Below are 17,653 nucleotides of genomic sequence, written 5' to 3' on the forward strand. Positions count from 1 at the left end.
ACCAGAATCTATTCTAATGGGCAATACCATATCCTATGTAATTGAGTGCAGGTACGATAAAAAAAGCAAAGAAGCTAGTTGAGGAGGGCAACGTGGTGCAGATCGACAACGATCTGTATCAAGTAAGATCCTCATCTGATCCTGGCAAATCCTACATGGTTACCGCTGATTCATGTGATTGCCTTGGGTTCAAAAACTTCTACAAATTCCACCACGGTAAGGGGCTCAAGGCCAACTGTTCGCATTTGGAGGCAGTCAAGATATACTTGGAATCTCATAAGTGATTCTGCTAAATTTGTATGATTCCCGCATTTACCAGGTACTCTAAGGCACTGGCAAACTCTGTATCTGAAATCAAGTCATCTGTCCACCATGATGCATTTGTCTTTATCCAGCCTGGGATTACCTTTTGACCATTCTGCATTTGAGAATCGATTATGTTTTCTTTTGAGAGGTATTGTATTGTCTTGATGAATTCTCCATCTGAGATGACATTGCTTGACCACATCTTTGCCTCTGTCTTTATCCAGCCTGGGATTTTGCGTTCCGATGCATCTTTCAAATCAAAGCTCGTGCTGGCTATTTGCGTTGGAAGACCATACACCAGTTTGAGTGTGTATTTTGCACCGTCTAATTTGTCAGTGCGCACTGTTTCGTCAAGTGTCGCGTCGTCATTAAAGTGCCCATCTATGGAATCGACCAGTTTTGACTGATCGTAAACTAGTATCTGATATCTTATTTTTGCATAATCGTCTGCAACCTTGCCTGTGACTGCAACGTCTTGTCCTTTGTGGTATGTCGTGTGGCCTATGACAATCGGGAGCGCCGTGTCTGGCTGTGATTCTGGCGCGGTGGATATGACTATCTTTCCAGTCATCCATGGATGGATTTCACAGAAATAATAGAATGCAAAATGTCCCTCTAGGTCTGTTATTTCTGCAGTCCCTGACTTTTTGGCATCAATTTCTCCTGTTTTAAAAAACAATCCCGAGTATTCAGGTGCTTTTGGGATTCCACTTGTGACGCTGTGCATGACAGAGTCCTCGTTTACCCACGTTATGGTGTCCCCAGGTTCAATTGGAAGAATGTCAGGATAAAATGCACTTGCCGTCTCATTGTTTGCTGAGCCGTCTGGAATCGTTACTTCCAAGTTTTTGCCCATTTGTCCAAAGGCTACTTGTTGATAGGAAAAAATCAACAACCCCACTACAAAAAAACCAACTAACGTGCTGTCTTTGAACAAGTGGACTCAAAGTCAAAATCCCGCCATATGGTATTTTGAATTTGTCTGTTCAAAACAGACAAACTAGGATAAATTAGGAAAATCACGCCACGCTGACAGGCCTGAACATTTTTCTGTAGAGCCAAAAAAGGCCAACCATCTCAACTTGTTCCATAAACAAAATCAAATGTATGCTTGCCAGCCAGTCCCCCGTCATGTCGTTTAGTATCGCAAACGATAACGAAAAAACGTACGCAATGTACCTGATTTGGGAAACCCCTGGAAACTCGCTATCCTCCATGCCTGGCCCGTTAAGCTTGATCTGAGAAGCGTGTTCCTCACTAAACATGTCCTGGAATAATGCCTCTTTGTCCTCCTGGTACACCGTGTTTCCTTGGTTTACAAGTACGATGACGGTGCCAAAATAAACCATAAACCCTAGTAGCAAGATAATGATCAGGCGTGATGATTTGCCCCATACTACCTTTCTTATCTGGTTTTTCAAAATCTCACCAAATCTTCCAAGCTTGTTTTTCTTGGCCAGATATATCATCAGTAATGACACAGCTGTGGCAAAGCCGAGGTTGCCAAGCCAGTGCTCTGCAAAGTACTGGCTTACAAGCAGCCGAAATGGGAGAAATATTCCTGCGGAAACTCCAACTAGGATGCATTTCTCCTTAAGATCCTCGAAATTCATTCACTACCCTCTTGAATCGAACCTGTGATCAGAACTTGTTCTTGAGTTCCTTTAGATATTTGACACTCACTCGATACGCCCTGATTGCCGAGTATATCTCGTAGAGGTCCTTGTATGTCGGACTTAGTTTCTTCAAGTCTTCCCTGTTTATCCCAAAGTCCTCAATTGTCTGCCATATGTTCTCAAGAGAAACCCCTTCATCATCAACTAGTATTGAAGAAAGGTTCTTGATGATTCCCCTGCCCAAATAGATGCTTGCTGTCTTCATGCGCACGTTTCTTTACCTTTGATTATATCTTTCACGGAACTTGATCGGATTTGGCAGTTCCAATTTGGAACTTGAAGTCTTTGGGAGACTTTGCAAAATTTCTACTTGTATACATTCTTGACTGTGAGCCCTTTTACCTTGCCGCTACTGGATTTTTCATCGTGTTTTTTTGGCTTGGAGTGGTTCTCGGTGCCGTTTAGATCTGCGATTTTTTCCATGCTGTCTCTTTTAGTCGAAAGCTTCTCCAAGTACGCCTTTCTGGCCTCGTCTTGGGTGCCGCCATCATCCAAAACATGCTTCATGGCAAGCCTTGCGTCTGCGATTATTTTTTTAGTGTAGTTCATTTGGTTTGCGATGTCATCTCTTATGCTGGGGTTTAGTTCTGAGAAATACCTGTCATATCTGTAACCTGAAAAACTTCCCGGACCTGGCTTTAGCTCAGTTACCGTCTGGTTTAGTCTTTGGCTTGCAACGTCTTTTTTTTCTTGCAATGCTATCTTTTTTGCCTCTATGTCTAGCTGCTTTTGGAATATCTTGTTTTTCTCCTTTAGGAACCTCTCATAATTTTTAATCTTCAGCGATTCGTACGGGTCGGATTTTTTCTGATCAGTGCTGTTGGCCATCTTTGAGTTATAATACAAGTCGCTAAACGTTGTCAGCTGCTTTGATATTCTTAACGACGCTTCTCCAAACCCCTTCTTTCCGTCCTGGTGCGCAAAAACATTCACCTTGAAAATTCCTGGCATTGTCTGCTCGGGAAACTCTTGCCTGAACCGTCCATCTGAATCTGTCGTGACGGTGGCAGAGTTTGCGCCAAACGTGATCTTTACCTTCGTGTCTGGCACAGGCCTCATCACATTGTCTGTGACCGTGCCGAAAACTACTGGCTTTTGACCTAGTTCAATTTGGTATTGTTCGAGTTTGACATTTATGAGAAAATCAAGCGGGGCAGCAGATGCCTGCGACACCAGTACGCAAAACATGGCAAAAAACATGATCCCTACGATTGTTACTTGTCTCAACATTGTGAATTGAACCAATGTTTGTTAAGCTCAAGCATCAAAATCAAAACAGTCGCAAATCAGTTATTTTTTAGCAATTCGAGTTATATGACAATTGTTTTGGTTTCCTTGACCCGTCTGTATTTTCAAAAAGCGCCGTCGTTTTGCAAAACGATCCAAAGTTTGTAGTTTGATCTCAAAATGCAAAAAAGATCGATAAAACAAAATGTTGATCCCAAAATTGCATACAATTGAACGAAAGCTTTTAATCAGTGTAATTTTTACGATTAAAATGTTGCAATTAAAATTTTACACAGTTCTGATGACACTGCTGGTTGTCAGCATGGTCTATTCACCGTCTTTTAGTAACACAGCTAGCGCCGCAACCCAGCCTCAAAACATTGTAAAGGCCGGAGACTTTGTAACCTTGTCTGGAACCGGAACTGACCCTGACGATGATTTCCTTACAGTCCAATGGAAACAAGTTGGTGGCGAGCCAGTTACCCTGTCCTCAACAACCGTTGCAGAACCAACCTTTACTGCCCCTGAAGTTGAAAACGGCATGGTGAAAATTTTAACTTTTGAATTAACCGTTACTGATCCTTATGGTGCAACTGACAAAGACACACTGAAAATCACTGTCTTGCCAAGAAATCAGCCCCCAACTGCTGACGCTGGCAGTGATCAAACTGTAAACAAAAATGACCAAGTCACCCTCAATGGTGACGGCTCAGACCCAGACGGTGATGCCTTGTACTACCACTGGTCACAAATTGACGGACCAATCGTAGAATTATCTGATGCAAATGACCAAAACGCTTCATTTGATACTTCATCGATGCCTCGAAGTTCTGGCATATTACGATTCCAACTGACTGTAACTGACGGCTATGGTGGATTGGCACGTGATAGCGTTGTAATCAAAGTAAACGCTGCAAAGGCTACGCTAATTACTGCCGATGCAGGTGATGATCAAACTGTTGACGAAGGAACAAACGTACAACTAGATGGCTCTTGTAATGATAAACTCAATAGAGAATTCTCCTACAGATGGGTACAAACACTTGGACCATTCGCACCACTGTCATCAACAACTAGTGCAGACCCAACATTTACTGCACCTGAAATCGCTAATGGACAAATGGTTCCAACCGCATTTAGATTGACTTGTGCCGTAGGAGATGGCGGTGGATCATCTACCGATGTTGTAATTATTAGAATTAACCCAGTCAACGATATTCCTGTAGCTGATGCAGGTCCTGACAAGAACACTCTCTCAAACAGACTCGTAATACTTGCCGGTTCTGGCTCAGACCCAGACGGAGATGCACTCAAGTATACCTGGAAACAAGTTGGCGGCGAAGATGTAGACCTTCTATTTCCAAACCGATCTGAACTAAAGTTCACAGCACCCGAAGTATTTGGCGGCGACTCTACAACTTTGGAATTTGAATTAACTGCAACTGACCCATATGGGGCAAAGGGAACAGACACTGTTACTGTAACTGTAACCTCTGATAACGCAAGACCCTCTGCAGACGCTGGGCTTGACCAAACTGTAGATGAACAAACAAGCGTTACACTTTCTGGCTCTGCAGAAGACCCAGACAGTGAAGATATCACTTATACATGGAAACAAGTTGGCGGCGAAGCAGTTGAATTATCATCAACTGATGAACAAAACCCGACATTCATAGCACCAATAGTTGCCAACGGCAAAATCAAGGTGTTGGTATTTGAGCTAAGAGCAGCTGACGAGCATGGCCGTCCATCAAAGGACACTACCAAAGTATACGTGCTTCCAGTCAACTCTGCACCAGTAGTTGATGCAGGCATTGATCAAACTGTAGACGTAGATGCAACTGTAATGCTTGCTGGCTCTGCATCCGATGAGGATGGAGAACAGCTAACATATCTGTGGAGCCAAATTGGCGGACAGACAGTGAGCTTGTCTTCGACAACAGACTTGGACGTAACCTTTGTGGCACCAAAGACAGAACTTGACACCAAACTAACATTCCAATTAGTAGCTAACGATGGAACTATTGACAGCGCACCTGACACAGTCGATGTCGTTGTAAAGGGAATTACCACAAAGGCGATAACTGCATATGCTGGCAAAGACCAAAATGTCAATGAGCACGTTGTTGTGACCTTGTTTGGCTCTGGAAAGGATCCACTAAAGCACAACCTCTCATACAGCTGGAGCCAACTATCTGGCGAGCCTGTAGTCTTGTCATCATCTACTCTGGCAAAGCCTTCATTTGAGTCACCTGACGTGGACAATGAGGAGACAAAGACATTGGTATTTGAGCTAACTGTCAGTGACGGAACTGGCCGCAGCGCAAAGGACTCTGTCAAGATAACAGTTGGTCCAATTAACGGCGACCCAACAGCGTTTGCCAAAGTAAAAAGCACAAGAGAGCCAGTATAAGTCTGGTTTAATCTGTTCTAATTTTATCAATCCGCAACCACAAGTATGTTCATAAACCATCTGCTCTGATGTAATGATGAACCTTTTTGGATGTTGAGAAATTCAAAGACGACGTTTATGTGATAACTGACCGCCTTGCAGCGAGCCTGCAAAAAGACGACGTGCCAAAGCTAAACTATGTCCGCCAAAGACTAATCGACCTGTACCAGCAAAACTTGGTAAAAATCAACCACTCCGTCCTTGAGCTGATTTGCGCGGCAAACCTGATATCAAACGGATATGTGGTGGACGTGGAAAAACAACTGACTGATTCGCTTGTGTGTGATGTCTATGCAAAAAAAGACGACAAGGTATCAATAATTGAGATAGAGACTGGCTTTACCCCGCCTGAGCATGCACTAGACACGATTGATTACTATACGTCTAGAATTGTAAGCAAGGTTGCCCGTTACAGCAAGTATTGTGCCAAGTTTTCGCTTGCCACGCCAGTGATTGGAATGCTGCCGATACACAAGATCTTCCTAAATCCTTCCACACTGAGGCCCGAAAATGAGATCAAAAAAGTAAAATCCCTATGTGACAGATTCTACAAAAACCCGCCAATAGCATATGATGACATAGTAAATGCAAAGCTAAACTCTGTTTATCTTATCAATATAGACAAAAACTTTGCAAAAGAAATCGATCCGATCGTATACCATGAATTGACAATGTCAATTTTGGCCAAGAGCGAAATCGACCTTTGAAAGTAGTCCTAAAATATGACAAACATGTATGATCCATTGGAATCATGATCTGCGGCAACTGTGAAAAGCATAGGCACTATGAGTGCATTGACTGTCAAAATGACCACAAAACTGAGCTGTGCAGCTGCGACTGCCACGTGGATTCTGAGATGCACGGACACGGCAAATAAGCCAAGTTTATTTTTAGTCCAAGTTGGTAAATAGTGAGAAAAAACATCACACTGGTGTTGTTTGACTCAAAAATCTGCTCAAAATATGGGTTTTTCTATAATTCTTAACCTAAATTTTAGACATTTGGTTTGATCTCTGATAAACTCAAGATTCATAAACAGAAAAAACAATTCAACGAAGATCATTGACGACCATGACTAACTTTGGTACATTAGAATACGTTCTGGACAAGTTTTCAGGCACGTGGAGCTGGAAGGTAACTGGGGAGCGAGCAGTGGCAATGGTGTCTAGAATCATCCCACAAGCGTGGTATGGCGATGGCGAGTTTGAGGCAATAGTCCCAGACGATCCGAAAAACGTACTGCAGATAAAATGGATAATGGACAGATACCCACTTGAAATACTCTCAAAGACAACTTGGCAAAAAAAGCTCCCAATCACCACAAAGCCTGAACCAAAAAAGCCAAAGAGAATTGAAAAGCTGCAGCTGGCAAACCCTGGAAAACAGTTCAAGGGGAACCTGCTGAACTTTCAGAGGGAGGGCCTTGACTTTCTGATAAAATCGTCTGGGAACGCACTGCTTGCCGACGAAATGGGTTTGGGGAAAACGGTCGAGACATTATCCTATATCGGAACAGAGCAAGGAACGTTTCCAGCACTGATTGTTGCCCCGCTTGTGACCCTGAACAACTGGCAGAGAGAAATTGAAAAGTTTTTGAAACTAAAAAGCAGAAACGGCAGACTGATTGATGACAAACCGCCAACCTCGACAATTATCCGCGTTGGAAAATCCGAGGATTTGGGGAAATATGATTTTTACATAATCAACTATGAATTGTTGTTCAAGCGATACAAGGACCTGGCCAAGCTAAACCTGAAAACAATCGTGTGCGACGAGGTGCAGAATCTTCGCTCAAAAACTACGCAAAAATATCATGCGATAAAGAAACTCTCCGCGCTGGAATCTGTAAAGTACAGAATTGGTCTTTCCGGCACTCCGATATACAACCGCGGCTCTGAAATTTGGCCAATAGTTGACATCCTTCGCCCAGGACTGCTTGGGAGCTTTAAGGAATTTTGCGAATATTTCTGCTACATAAATGAAAAAGGAAAGGCGATCGTACTTGAAAACAAGCGAGAGTCTCTCAGAAACATGCTGCAAAAGCACGTCATGCTCAGAAGAAAGAAAACCGACGTGCTGCAAGAGCTCAAAGAAAAAATCCGGCACAAGGAGATAATCGACGCAGACATCAATTATTACAATAAGGAGCTTGAAAAAATCTGGAAAAAACTTGAGGATGATAGAAAGGCAGCGCAGAATGCGTTTGACGCATCAACTGCATATCAGAGAGCAATCCAAAGCGAGCGACAGGTGGCAGGTGTTGCCAAGCTGCCGCACGTGATTAATTTTGTTAAAAACATAATGGAAATCGAGGAAAGCGTAGTCGTCTTTTGCCATCACAAGGCAATCCACTCGCTGCTCCACCAAGCACTTGCAGAGTTCAAGCCTGCATCTATCATTGGGGGACAGTCTGACAAGGAACGACAGAACAGCATTGACACATTCCAGAACGGCGAGACCAAACTGATGATTGCCGGGCTGCGCGCAGGAAACGTCGGAATTAATCTGACTCGCGCAAAATATGTGATATTTGCCGAGCTTGACTGGAGTCCTGCAATACATCTGCAAGCAGAAGACCGATTGCACAGAATTGGGCAAAAGAGCACGGTATTTGCTTACTACCTGATGGGCAACGGAACACTTGATGAACACGTTGCGCGAGTCCTTGTGGACAAGAGCTACGAAATAGACGCAATAATGGACAACAAGGTGGAATCGTTTGAAAACAAAGAAAAGGCAGAACTGATTTTGGCGCAAATCCACGACAAGATCCGCTCCATTACAGGCTAGCTCTACGTATCACCCCTTTCACTATATCACCTATATGCAAAAGATCAAATACTTAGATCCTACAAAGAGTAATTCTTGAGAATAGATAGCTGCAGAAACTGTGGAAACGCCCTGGAGGTAAAAAAGTACTGCCAAGTATGCACCCAGCCAATCCAGTTCCTTTGTTCACAATGTGCCCACTATGCAGACGACCCGATCCACTCCGTCTGTGATCTAAAACTGCATATCGGAAAACAGTCTGTGGCCTAGTTGTCAAATTATTCAAATTTGCTGTAAATGTTGAGAATACTTGAATTTTGGATTTTAGCATAGAAGGATAATTTTTGAAACCATGTTGCTATGAAAACAAATTTCCGATTATCGGCATTGAATATTTGTTTAGGCGACTAGACATTAGCATACATTGCAACTTCCCACGCTGTAGGAATTTGTGCAAACGCTGAAAATTCTTTCTGTTTTATTGAACAATACACATCAAGAAAGTCTTTTGTAAATGTAGCCTGTAAAAAATCATGGTCACATTGCAGTGCATTTATTGCGTCTTTTAATGTAAGTGGCAGTGACGTAACTCCGTAGTTTCTCTTTTGCTCATCTGATAATTTGTATACGTTTTCTTCAACGGGATCCCCCGGATCTATTTTTTTCTTAATTCCGTCCAAACCTGCAAGGAGTAAGCCTGCTTCTAGAATGTATATGTTTGAAGTTGCATCTGGTATTCTGTATTCTATTCTTTTACTTTTTTCAGAGTTATGCGATGTTGGCACTCTGATTGCGACTGATCTATTGTTTATTCCCCAGCAAACGTTTACTGGTGCTTCAAAATTTGGAATTAGTCTTTTATACGAATTGGTAGTTGGGTTTGAAATCGCGCAAAGTGATGCTGCATGAGAAAGAATCCCTCCTATGTAGTATCGACCAATCTGACTTAGCCCGTTTTCATCGTCCTGATCATACATCCTGTTTCTATCTTTCTGCCATAAGCTCTGATGAATGTGCATGGCAGAAGCGTTATCCCCGTAAATTGGTTTTGGCATAAATGTTGCAATCTTGTCCTTACTAGCTGCCTTTACTTTGACTAGATTTTTTATGGTGATTACGTTGTCTGCCATGGCTGTCATTTCATCATGTCGAATATTCAACTCGCACTGTCCACCAGTGGCTACTTCATGATGCTCTGCTTCGATTCTCATTCCAAAATATTTGTGTAGATCATCACAAATGTCTTTTCGCAACGAATTTGTTGTGTCTATTGGCTGCGCAGTATAGTATCCGTCTTTTAGGCTCACCGTCGTTCCAACGTGTTTGTCTGCCCATGGTGCCTCCTTTGATTCGATATGGTATCCAGCTCCACCATATGGCTGAATTGCGCCAATTGACGATGGAAACAACTTGATACTGTCAAAAATAAAAAATTCTATTTCAGGACCGAACCTGGCTTCAGTAAAACCAAACGCCATCATCTCATTTTTCGTCTTTTTTAATATGCCTCTAGAGTCTCGACCGTATCTATCTGTGCTCTGGACACTTCCATCGTATACGTCAACAAACATTCTCGCATTTCTTCTATTTTCATTATCATAGTATGGGGGAAGAACCTTGTATGTTGAAATGTCTGGCAACAACAGTAAATCTGATTTATTGATGGGGCTGAACCCTCTAACTGAACTTGCATCAAGTTTATCAAATCCGTCTTTAAAGTGTTCTACATTTAGGGAATATGATGGAATCCCAATACAATGAAGCTCTCCAAATATGTCTGTAAACCACATGCTTACAAAATCAATCTTGTCGTTTTCAATTTTTTTAATTATGTCGTGAGACGCATTGTCCAATGACGTGTTATTTTCGGTAACGTCACTCATGTCTTTTCATGCGTTTCCGTGGATTTGTCTGTCTCGTACTGCTTTGCATTTTCAGCATAATGTATGATTCTCTGCGGAAATGGGATTTCTATTCCCTCATCATCTAGTGATTTTTTAATTGTCTTGAGCAAAACTGGCCCAACCTGGTCCCACTCGTCCCGTGGAATCCAGGCTAACACCTTTAGATTTACGCTTGAATCCCCAAGACTTTCAGTCCAAACAGCTGGCTCGGGCTCGCGTAACACAAATGGTAGTCTTTCTAGGGATTTTTTGATTACCTCGATTACGTGATCAATATCCTCCTTGTATGCGATTCCCAATGTGACATCTACCCTTCGTATCTCGCTTCCTGAAACATTCCGTATCTCTGACGTGAATACTTTTTCGTTAGGAACCCGAACAATGGATCCATCGAACATCTTTATTCTTGTTGAGAATATTGTAATGTCCATCAGTTTTCCGTAAACCTTGCTGTCGGTGATTTCAATTAAATCGCCTACCTTGGCGGGTCTGTCAAACATTAGGAAGATGCCTGAAATTAGGTTTGATACAACTGACTGGGTCGCAAATCCAATTATTATTCCAAATATTCCTCCCGCCACCATTAATCCGCTCAGGTCTATCCCCTGGCTCGTGATTACAGCTAAAAGGGTAACAACTATGATTCCGTAATAGATTATTTTGTGAAAGCTTTTCGCGGTATTTTCTGGAAGGTTTGCTGAAACATATCTTTTGAATATGATGCTGACTGCTCGTGCAAATATGACGCCTGCCACCATGATTAGAATTCCAATTATCAGCGAGTCAATGAACACTTCTTTTCCCATCACGTTGATGGACGTTGCATTTGTAAACAATTCAAAAACCATTAACTAAACCCCCATTCCATGGAAAATTTGTAATCTGTTTTTTTAATATTTCTGGGAGCTAATGACCAATTGTCTGGCGTTGCTATTGGCTTTTGCACAACTTCTATTATTTTCAGCCCTCCCCTGTTCTTTATCTCGATCCTTAGTTCATCCATCATCACATTTTCACCGTTGTAGTAAAGATCATGGTCTGATGCAGGAATGATGATTTTTCCGACATGTACTGACTCTTCTAATTCGTTCTCGACTGCGATTCTTAGATCCGTGTGCACTAAGGGAGACTGTGTGTTTTTGTCAACAAATGAAGGTGTTTTTGCATACTTGCACAATCTTCCCTCTTCGGGCGTACCATACAGGCCAAACCTAGAATTGCTTGGCTCACACGAAAAACAATCGAGCATGTCCGTCTGTTCATCATTAATCAAAAATATTCCAATTTCTATGGGAAATGGTACTGTTAATTCTGTGGTGGATTTACCGCTAATGAAAATGGGGTCTGTGAATCTGATGAAAACAAAATCTGTCTTGTATGTAGGTAGGTGAATTGGCAGAACCGGTGCTATCTCGATTTCAAGATCTCCTGCTCTGCAATGGATTATGTTCTTTGTAGTTTTGTTCTCTGAGTCGTTTCTAACATAAGAAAATTTGTCCTTGTCCACTCTGGAAAATAGTATCTTGTTTTTTGATATGGTTAGGGTTGTATCGTTTTTTATAATTTGTTTTCCAAACTTGAAATTATTTGACTCTGAGCTGCTCACTGATTTCATATCTCTATTAGCCCTTATTGTTGCTTTTGTCTGTTTTATGGAAAGTTTTTTTTGCCTATTTGCTGAGTGTTTAATCCCTGTCTGTCCTCAAACTCTTTTTTTCGCTTTAACGCAATGATGCTTGTGGTCTCATCTCTTAGCAATTTGTTTGTTTTTGATATTTTGCCTGATTTTTTACCAAATTTATGGATGATGTTGTTGATGAGATGCCCTTTATTTTCTGATTTTTTCTGCGATGATATCTTGCCAAATCCTTCCTCGAAAAAGAACTTGTTGCCCGTAAACGGTTTTAGCTCATCAATCCATATTGCATTTTCATCATATTTTGCCAAAAATGGCTTTTGTACCCAAGTGGGATCTCTTCCCTGTAAAAACCTCATTGCAATAGCCTTCTTTTTTCCAATATCGATGACTCCGAGAACCTGGATCTTTCCTGGCGTTGCAGACATGCTTGGGCCTCTGACTGTCCTACATAATCCGCTTACTTGTTGATATGCATCACGAAATATCTCCTGGGCCTTTACAAGTGGCACCCCGAAGAAATGCTGTGCACCCGTGTCTCTTGCAACAAACATGTAATATGGGACGCAGCCCAGATTGACCTGTTTTTTCCACATATCTGCCCACGTTTTTGCGTTGTCATTTATGTGTGCTAGAATTGGAGATTGGGTACGTATCTGTGCCCCTGTCTTCCTGATCAGTCTGATGGCCATCTCTACTGACTTTGTGGATAATTCTCTTGGATGATTAAAATGTGCCATGAATGCAAGATGGATTCCTCTTTTGGTGATTTTCTCAAACAATCGTAGCATTTCATCAGAGTCATCGTCACTGAGAAATCGATACGGCCAGTATCCTAATGCCTTTGTTCCAATTCGAATTGTTTTTAGATTTGGGAGATCTGCGTCTAGCAAGGAATTGACATATTCTGAGAACAATTTGGTCTTCATTATCATCGGATCTCCACCAGTAAACAACACGTCTGTTACACTGGGATTTTCTTTTATGTATTGGACTAGTAATTCGGATTCTCGCATTGCAAATTTTAACTCGTTCATTCCAACAAATTGCGGCCATCTGAAACAAAATGTGCAATATGCGTGGCATGTTTGACCCTGACTTGGGAAGAACAGTACCGTTTCCTTGTACTTGTGTTGCATTCCATACAATTTTGTCCCGTCTTTGAGCTGTGGCACATTGTGCTCCATCTGGCCTGCCGGGTGAGGGTTTAGTTGTAATCTGATCTTATTTGCAGTTGTCTGTATTGTTTTTTTATCTCCGTTTTCCATGGCCTTGACCATTTCCTTAAAATGCTGTGGTCGCAGCATTTCTTTTTGAGGAAATGTCAGAACGAATATTGGATCATTTACTGCATCGTCCCAGTCGATGAGGTTTTCTACAACATAATTGTTAACTTTGAAGGGTAAAACATTGGCAACTACCTCCATCTCACGCTGCTTTTCAAAAGAAATGTTTCGCATCTGGGGAATTTCTCTAAAATTGTTAATCCCATACGATTTGTACTTTGGAGGGTCTGACTCGTTCCACAAATCATCAAATTTTTGCATGCTGGATCTATGTCGTCATAATTGTTAAGTGTTGAGAAATCTGTAGCTGATTCTGAGTTAATTATAATCAGATGTGTTCATTTGTAATTATGAAATCTGGTTGCAAATACGAATGACAAACCGGATGCGGCCTAGTATGTCGTGCTATCTATGGCCTCTAATGTCATTGTGTACTTTATGGAGTCCAATGATCTTATTTTATGATTAAACATGTGCTTAAACTCTTCATCTGTTTTTGACTCAACCTTGATGATGATGTCATACAAACCGTCAGTAGATCTAATTTCCTTAACTGAGCTAATTTTTTGCAAATGTTCGATTGTTTTGCCAGTTTCTCCATCTGTACAGCTTATCAGGACAAACATGGTTGGGCCTGATTCTGACATTTAGATCCGCCTTTTTCCAAAATCTGTTTCTATATTTTTCATCATGATATCATGTGACAAAGTTAAACGTATTGCGAATGTCAAAACACGTACACGCCAATTTTTTTACAGTCAGGCATTTTATGCACATTCGTTCAACTGTCTGCATGCATCTTGAGCAAGTTGCATAGATCCCAGTCTGCCCTTGACACGACTCGCATAAAATGGCCCTAGGATTCAATGCCTTCTCCATCGTTATCATAATGTGACAAAAATCGTTCTTCTTTACGCAATATATTGAACATAGTCTGGTGATAGTTGTTAAATGTGATCAAATTAGTGATTAATTCTTCACGTTTTGTACTCAATTGTAATTATTTGTATGCTAATTTTGATTTTATTTAAATGATTTAAAAAACTATTAACTATCAAATTCTTAGTTAATTGATCTTTATATGACAAATGACTACAAGTCTGAAAAAACCGAAACTGTTACTGCCAGGATTAACAAGCAGACTCTTGACAAATTAAGGTCTTATGCTAAATCTGAAAACACCACTCTTAATTCTGCAATAAACCAATTACTTTCACACGCAGTTGATTGGGATGTTGTTGCTGCCAAGACAAGCTGGATCCCAATTCCGAAGGATATCCTGATATCGTATTTTGACAAGCTGGATGACGCTACAATAATTGCAGTAGCTGAAGAAAGCGGCAAACATGTGCCAAGAGACATGCTTCTTGCTATGCGGGGCAAGCTTAATGTAAAAGAATGGATATCAATCCTAAGAAGCAGGGCAAAAGCCTCTGGGTTTCACTATGCAGAGATTTTGGAAGATGATCATGTCAAATTCATCATGAAGCATGACATGGGAATGAAATGGTCGATCTATTTTCAAACATACTATATCTCCTCATTTAGCATGCTGGGATGTGACGCTGAATTTAGTATTACAAATAATACCGTCTCTTACCGAATAAACAAAAAAGACTATGATCCGGATGATGCATGATAGTCTGGCGCCTCTAAAGTTTGCAAATGCGTTATCAATTGATCCAAATCTCGTATTTTTTGACATCTTTGCAATGTGTTTTCTTTCTTCTGAACAACTGATACTCGATTAGCATCATGCAATTTCCAAATGCCACGCAAAAAACCGGCAAAAGTGGCACACCGTCTCCAAGTATGAATTTTGGGATGACTGTCAGTGGCAGTTTGAGCAGAATTGCAATTAATATCGTTTCTCCAAGTGCTGATAGTGCTATTCCTGTGGAAAACACCACGACTCCTATTTTTTGATATTTTTCATTAGGATTTTCATAGGTATTCTCGTGCATGACTGATTTTCCATGTTGGTTTCTTGCTGTTAAGTATGACCAAACTGCTGACTGAATTCTAATCAAATGTAAACAAATGCAATTTTTTGTACGTATTTTTATCACCGATTTCAAAATTGTTTTATACGATAGTCTTTATCCTCGATGAGTTGCAAATATGTCGAGCGCTGCGCCGTCATCGGATGGAAAGAATTCCGAATTGATCGACATACCTATTCCTGATGGCCTGATCGACCAATTTTTCGATGTAACCTCGTTGAGAATTCTTTGCGTGATTACGGATTTGCCAAAATCGGTGTCCCAAATTTCAAAGGAGACAAAAATACCCATTAATACTGTGTATTATAGGATAAGAAAGCTTGCTGAGCAAAAAATCATAAAAACTTCGGGCCATATTAACAATCTTGGAAGGCGGCAAATGCAATACCTGAGTAAGTTTAGTCCCGCGGGTGCTTTTTTGAGCAATTAATGCACTGTTTTTTGTGTGCTAATTTACATTGATGAAGAGATGATTTTATTTTGTAAGTGTCAATATGCTATATTGCTACCTTTTAACCACGTGATAACTTGATCGACTAAGACGTTACCAGCGTCCTTTAAATATATTGTAAAATCTATTTTATGCATGGACTTTATGCTTGAAGAAGAAATGATTGATTTGCTAACCCTGTGCCTTCAAAATCCTAATTCTCCTGAGGTACCTAGAACCAAAGAGCGAATCACAGAAATTGGAAAGGAGCTTTATGCAGACGGCGGAGTAGACGCACTTGAAAACATGTTTTTTGCACTAGAGAACCGCATCAAAGAAGAAATCGCAAAAGATCCGCTGCCGCTCCGCTCCCTGTGGAACGGAATTACTGATCAGTGGTATTACTAAAAAAGTAGCAGGAAAAGGCTACGCTACCTTTCCTATTCTAAATATGGCTGTGGAACATGAAGGACACGTTCCCTTTGTCGCCGGTTTTCCGTTCTTGAGCGTGACTGGTTTCATACCTGCCATCTCGCGTTTTGCTCTGCATTTTACGCAATAGCCTATCATGATGTCCTTAATGGCCAGATCTTCTATTACTAGAATGCTGTGAACATTATTTCACACCTAGGTGGACTGCGATCCAATTTTTGCGCCGTTTTCCTTATAAGATGACTGTCATTCCATCTCGTCGTCTTTGGTTTCCCTACTAAGCATGGTTGGCACGATGACGATTACTGCGCCGATGATTATGTTTGCGCCAAGCGCAAAAGGAATCATGCTTTTCTCAACACTTGACATGAGACTCAGCGCAATCAATGGAGACCATGACCCGAAAATCAATCCTGCATTGTATGAGAAACCAGCAGCACTGTTTCTTACCTGTGTTGGGAATCTTTCAGAAAAAAACGCAGGGACTGGACCTGATGCAGTTGACACAACAAAAGCAAACACTACGATGTATATGATGACAAGATTCGTTTTGTTTAAGATTGCATCTGCAAGCGGCACTGACAATGCAACTGACATCATGACAAAAACCAGCATTGCTTTTTTTCTTCCTGTTTTTTGAGAAAGCCAGCCCGTAACTATCATTCCAATCCAAGATGACGCAGTTGCATAGATCATGATTCTTGCAACGTCTCCTTTGTCAAATGTTCCAAACTGCTGCAGGTATGTGGGCAAAATGCTAATGGATCCGTGATACATGTAAACCAGGCCCGTCATTATGGCTGCGCACAAAAAGAACTCTTTTCTGTATTTCTTGCCCAGGACTATGGTTCTCAGTGGCGATCTCTCAAGTGCGCCTGCTTTGTTTTTTTCAGCCCACAACGGGGATTCATTCATGCTTAACCTGACAAACAGTGCCACAAAGCCTGGGATTATCCCTGTGAAAAACAAGACCCTCCAGCCTATCTCCTCAAACATCTGCCCGGGAAACATCCAAGTTGTGATCTCAAAGGCAATCGCTGCCAGCAAAAATCCGAACGAAAAGCCGCTCTGCAAGAACCCTGATATCAGCCCCCTTTTTTGCTTTGGAACGCTTTCCATTGTTATGACTGCGCCACTGCCCCATTCCCCACCTGCAAAGATTCCCTGAATAAGGCGAATCATCACAAGAAGAATTGGGGCCATGATTCCTATGGCTGCATATGTTGGCAACAGGCCGATTGCAAACGTGGCAACTGAAAAGCCGAGAATTGTAATCATCATTGATCTTTTTCTACCAAACTTGTCGCCGTAAATTCCAAAAATCACCGATCCCAGAGGCCTCATTATCAAAGTAATTGTGTATGACGCAAATGTTGCCATTATGCTAAAAACTGGGTTGTCAGATGGGAAAAACAGCTGACTGATGGATGGGATGACAAGAAGCATCAAAACTATGTCGTACCCATCAAGTGACCACCCAAGAAAAGATCCAACCGCGATTTTCTTTTGAGCGCCTGTTAGACTCAACAGAC

The 17,653-nt window shown here is 41.4% G+C and carries 21 protein-coding genes; 8 read left to right on the forward strand and 13 right to left on the reverse strand.

Annotated elements, in window-relative coordinates; translation table 11 throughout:
* Nucleotides 1-41: 41 nt before the first annotated feature.
* On the forward strand, nt 42-284 hold the full coding sequence (locus NKMY2_RS06195) for a hypothetical protein (RefSeq protein WP_042686041.1): 243 nt from the start codon (nt 42-44) through the stop codon (nt 282-284).
* A 5-nt stretch (nt 285-289) separates the two neighbouring features.
* Here the strand turns inward: NKMY2_RS06195 and NKMY2_RS10285 are convergent, their stop codons facing one another.
* From NKMY2_RS10285 to NKMY2_RS06215, 4 genes are all read right to left on the reverse strand, one after another.
* Entirely contained in the window at nt 290-1,150 is an 861-nt protein-coding gene (locus NKMY2_RS10285; protein ID WP_157832468.1) for a cupredoxin domain-containing protein, read from the reverse strand.
* 175 nt (nt 1,151-1,325) lie between these two features.
* The gene (locus NKMY2_RS10290; protein WP_052347561.1) at nt 1,326-1,919 is read right to left on the reverse strand and encodes a hypothetical protein; all 594 of its coding nucleotides are present in this window, start codon (nt 1,917-1,919) and stop codon (nt 1,326-1,328) included.
* Nucleotides 1,920-1,947: 28 nt separating this feature from the next.
* Nucleotides 1,948-2,187 (reverse strand): hypothetical protein, encoded by a 240-nt coding sequence (locus NKMY2_RS06210; protein ID WP_042686044.1) that lies wholly within the window; start codon nt 2,185-2,187, stop codon nt 1,948-1,950.
* A gap of 101 nt (nt 2,188-2,288) precedes the next feature.
* Nucleotides 2,289-3,209, reverse strand: coding sequence for a carboxypeptidase-like regulatory domain-containing protein (locus NKMY2_RS06215; RefSeq protein WP_157832469.1), 921 nt, complete (start codon nt 3,207-3,209; stop codon nt 2,289-2,291).
* Nucleotides 3,210-3,480: 271 nt separating this feature from the next.
* Between NKMY2_RS06215 and NKMY2_RS06220 the strand changes: the two genes are divergently transcribed.
* From NKMY2_RS06220 to NKMY2_RS10765, 4 genes are all read left to right on the forward strand, one after another.
* Nucleotides 3,481-5,622: a PKD domain-containing protein gene (locus NKMY2_RS06220; RefSeq protein WP_157832470.1), complete on the forward strand. Its 2,142-nt coding sequence runs from the start codon at nt 3,481-3,483 to the stop codon at nt 5,620-5,622.
* Nucleotides 5,623-5,708: 86 nt separating this feature from the next.
* The gene (locus NKMY2_RS06225; RefSeq protein ID WP_042686048.1) at nt 5,709-6,368 is read left to right on the forward strand and encodes a hypothetical protein; all 660 of its coding nucleotides are present in this window, start codon (nt 5,709-5,711) and stop codon (nt 6,366-6,368) included.
* A gap of 364 nt (nt 6,369-6,732) precedes the next feature.
* Nucleotides 6,733-8,451, forward strand: coding sequence for a DEAD/DEAH box helicase (locus tag NKMY2_RS06230; protein WP_042686051.1), 1,719 nt, complete (start codon nt 6,733-6,735; stop codon nt 8,449-8,451).
* Nucleotides 8,452-8,526: 75 nt separating this feature from the next.
* Nucleotides 8,527-8,700, forward strand: a complete 174-nt coding sequence (locus NKMY2_RS10765) for a hypothetical protein (protein ID WP_157832471.1) — start codon at nt 8,527-8,529, stop codon at nt 8,698-8,700.
* Between the two features lie 137 nt (nt 8,701-8,837).
* Here NKMY2_RS10765 and glnA read toward each other — a convergent pair whose 3' ends face one another.
* The 5 genes from glnA to NKMY2_RS06255 form a co-directional block, all read right to left on the reverse strand.
* Nucleotides 8,838-10,313, reverse strand: a complete 1,476-nt coding sequence (gene glnA, locus NKMY2_RS06235) for a type I glutamate--ammonia ligase (RefSeq protein WP_052347563.1) — start codon at nt 10,311-10,313, stop codon at nt 8,838-8,840.
* Nucleotides 10,310-11,182: a mechanosensitive ion channel family protein gene (locus NKMY2_RS06240; RefSeq protein WP_052347564.1), complete on the reverse strand. Its 873-nt coding sequence runs from the start codon at nt 11,180-11,182 to the stop codon at nt 10,310-10,312. The genes glnA and NKMY2_RS06240 overlap by 4 nt, the downstream gene beginning before the upstream one ends.
* On the reverse strand, nt 11,182-11,940 hold the full coding sequence (locus tag NKMY2_RS06245; RefSeq protein ID WP_157832472.1) for a DUF432 domain-containing protein: 759 nt from the start codon (nt 11,938-11,940) through the stop codon (nt 11,182-11,184). Before NKMY2_RS06245 ends, NKMY2_RS06240 begins: the two co-directional genes overlap by 1 nt.
* A gap of 44 nt (nt 11,941-11,984) precedes the next feature.
* Nucleotides 11,985-13,517: a KamA family radical SAM protein gene (locus tag NKMY2_RS06250; RefSeq protein ID WP_238549790.1), complete on the reverse strand. Its 1,533-nt coding sequence runs from the start codon at nt 13,515-13,517 to the stop codon at nt 11,985-11,987.
* Nucleotides 13,518-13,648: 131 nt separating this feature from the next.
* Nucleotides 13,649-13,903: an Lrp/AsnC ligand binding domain-containing protein gene (locus NKMY2_RS06255; protein WP_042686053.1), complete on the reverse strand. Its 255-nt coding sequence runs from the start codon at nt 13,901-13,903 to the stop codon at nt 13,649-13,651.
* A 434-nt stretch (nt 13,904-14,337) separates the two neighbouring features.
* Between NKMY2_RS06255 and NKMY2_RS06260 the strand changes: the two genes are divergently transcribed.
* The gene (locus tag NKMY2_RS06260) at nt 14,338-14,895 is read left to right on the forward strand and encodes a hypothetical protein (RefSeq protein WP_042686055.1); all 558 of its coding nucleotides are present in this window, start codon (nt 14,338-14,340) and stop codon (nt 14,893-14,895) included.
* 34 nt (nt 14,896-14,929) lie between these two features.
* Here the strand turns inward: NKMY2_RS06260 and NKMY2_RS06265 are convergent, their stop codons facing one another.
* Together NKMY2_RS06265 and NKMY2_RS06270 are read right to left on the reverse strand one after the other, a co-directional pair.
* Entirely contained in the window at nt 14,930-15,220 is a 291-nt protein-coding gene (locus NKMY2_RS06265) for a hypothetical protein (RefSeq protein WP_157832473.1), read from the reverse strand.
* Between the two features lie 135 nt (nt 15,221-15,355).
* Nucleotides 15,356-15,550 (reverse strand): hypothetical protein, encoded by a 195-nt coding sequence (locus NKMY2_RS06270; RefSeq protein WP_042686060.1) that lies wholly within the window; start codon nt 15,548-15,550, stop codon nt 15,356-15,358.
* Here NKMY2_RS06270 and NKMY2_RS11085 point away from each other — a divergent pair.
* Nucleotides 15,516-15,689, forward strand: a complete 174-nt coding sequence (locus tag NKMY2_RS11085; RefSeq protein WP_420887351.1) for a hypothetical protein — start codon at nt 15,516-15,518, stop codon at nt 15,687-15,689. The two genes, NKMY2_RS06270 and NKMY2_RS11085, sit on opposite strands and share 35 nt — an antisense overlap.
* 156 nt (nt 15,690-15,845) lie before the next feature.
* Complete coding sequence (locus tag NKMY2_RS06275) at nt 15,846-16,097, forward strand: hypothetical protein (protein ID WP_042686063.1); 252 nt, start codon at nt 15,846-15,848, stop codon at nt 16,095-16,097.
* A gap of 18 nt (nt 16,098-16,115) precedes the next feature.
* Here NKMY2_RS06275 and NKMY2_RS10770 read toward each other — a convergent pair whose 3' ends face one another.
* Together NKMY2_RS10770 and NKMY2_RS06280 are read right to left on the reverse strand one after the other, a co-directional pair.
* A complete protein-coding gene (locus NKMY2_RS10770) occupies nt 16,116-16,262 on the reverse strand; it encodes a DUF5679 domain-containing protein (protein WP_238549796.1) in 147 nt (48 codons plus the stop codon).
* Between the two features lie 105 nt (nt 16,263-16,367).
* Nucleotides 16,368-17,648, reverse strand: a complete 1,281-nt coding sequence (locus NKMY2_RS06280) for an MFS transporter (RefSeq protein WP_042686277.1) — start codon at nt 17,646-17,648, stop codon at nt 16,368-16,370.
* Nucleotides 17,649-17,653: the final 5 nt, after the last annotated feature.

It is taken from the genome of Candidatus Nitrosotenuis chungbukensis (assembly GCF_000685395.1).
GTDB lineage: Archaea > Thermoproteota > Nitrososphaeria > Nitrososphaerales > Nitrosopumilaceae > Nitrosotenuis > Nitrosotenuis chungbukensis.

Bases quoted from the DNA above. Each gene is read 5' to 3' on its own strand.
- NKMY2_RS10290 (WP_052347561.1), bottom strand. From the start codon at position 1,919: ATGAATTTCGAGGATCTTAAGGAGAAATGCATCCTAGTTGGAGTTTCC.
- NKMY2_RS06210 (WP_042686044.1), bottom strand. From the start codon at position 2,187: ATGAAGACAGCAAGCATCTATTTGGGCAGGGGAATCATCAAGAACCTT.
- NKMY2_RS06220 (WP_157832470.1), top strand. From the start codon at position 3,481: ATGTTGCAATTAAAATTTTACACAGTTCTGATGACACTGCTGGTTGTC.
- NKMY2_RS06230 (WP_042686051.1), top strand. From the start codon at position 6,733: ATGACTAACTTTGGTACATTAGAATACGTTCTGGACAAGTTTTCAGGC.
- glnA (WP_052347563.1), bottom strand. From the start codon at position 10,313: ATGAGTGACGTTACCGAAAATAACACGTCATTGGACAATGCGTCTCAC.
- NKMY2_RS06240 (WP_052347564.1), bottom strand. From the start codon at position 11,182: ATGGTTTTTGAATTGTTTACAAATGCAACGTCCATCAACGTGATGGGA.
- NKMY2_RS06250 (WP_238549790.1), bottom strand. From the start codon at position 13,517: ATGCAAAAATTTGATGATTTGTGGAACGAGTCAGACCCTCCAAAGTAC.
- NKMY2_RS06255 (WP_042686053.1), bottom strand. From the start codon at position 13,903: ATGTCAGAATCAGGCCCAACCATGTTTGTCCTGATAAGCTGTACAGAT.
- NKMY2_RS06260 (WP_042686055.1), top strand. From the start codon at position 14,338: ATGACAAATGACTACAAGTCTGAAAAAACCGAAACTGTTACTGCCAGG.
- NKMY2_RS06265 (WP_157832473.1), bottom strand. From the start codon at position 15,220: ATGCACGAGAATACCTATGAAAATCCTAATGAAAAATATCAAAAAATA.
- NKMY2_RS06270 (WP_042686060.1), bottom strand. From the start codon at position 15,550: ATGGGTATTTTTGTCTCCTTTGAAATTTGGGACACCGATTTTGGCAAA.
- NKMY2_RS06275 (WP_042686063.1), top strand. From the start codon at position 15,846: ATGGACTTTATGCTTGAAGAAGAAATGATTGATTTGCTAACCCTGTGC.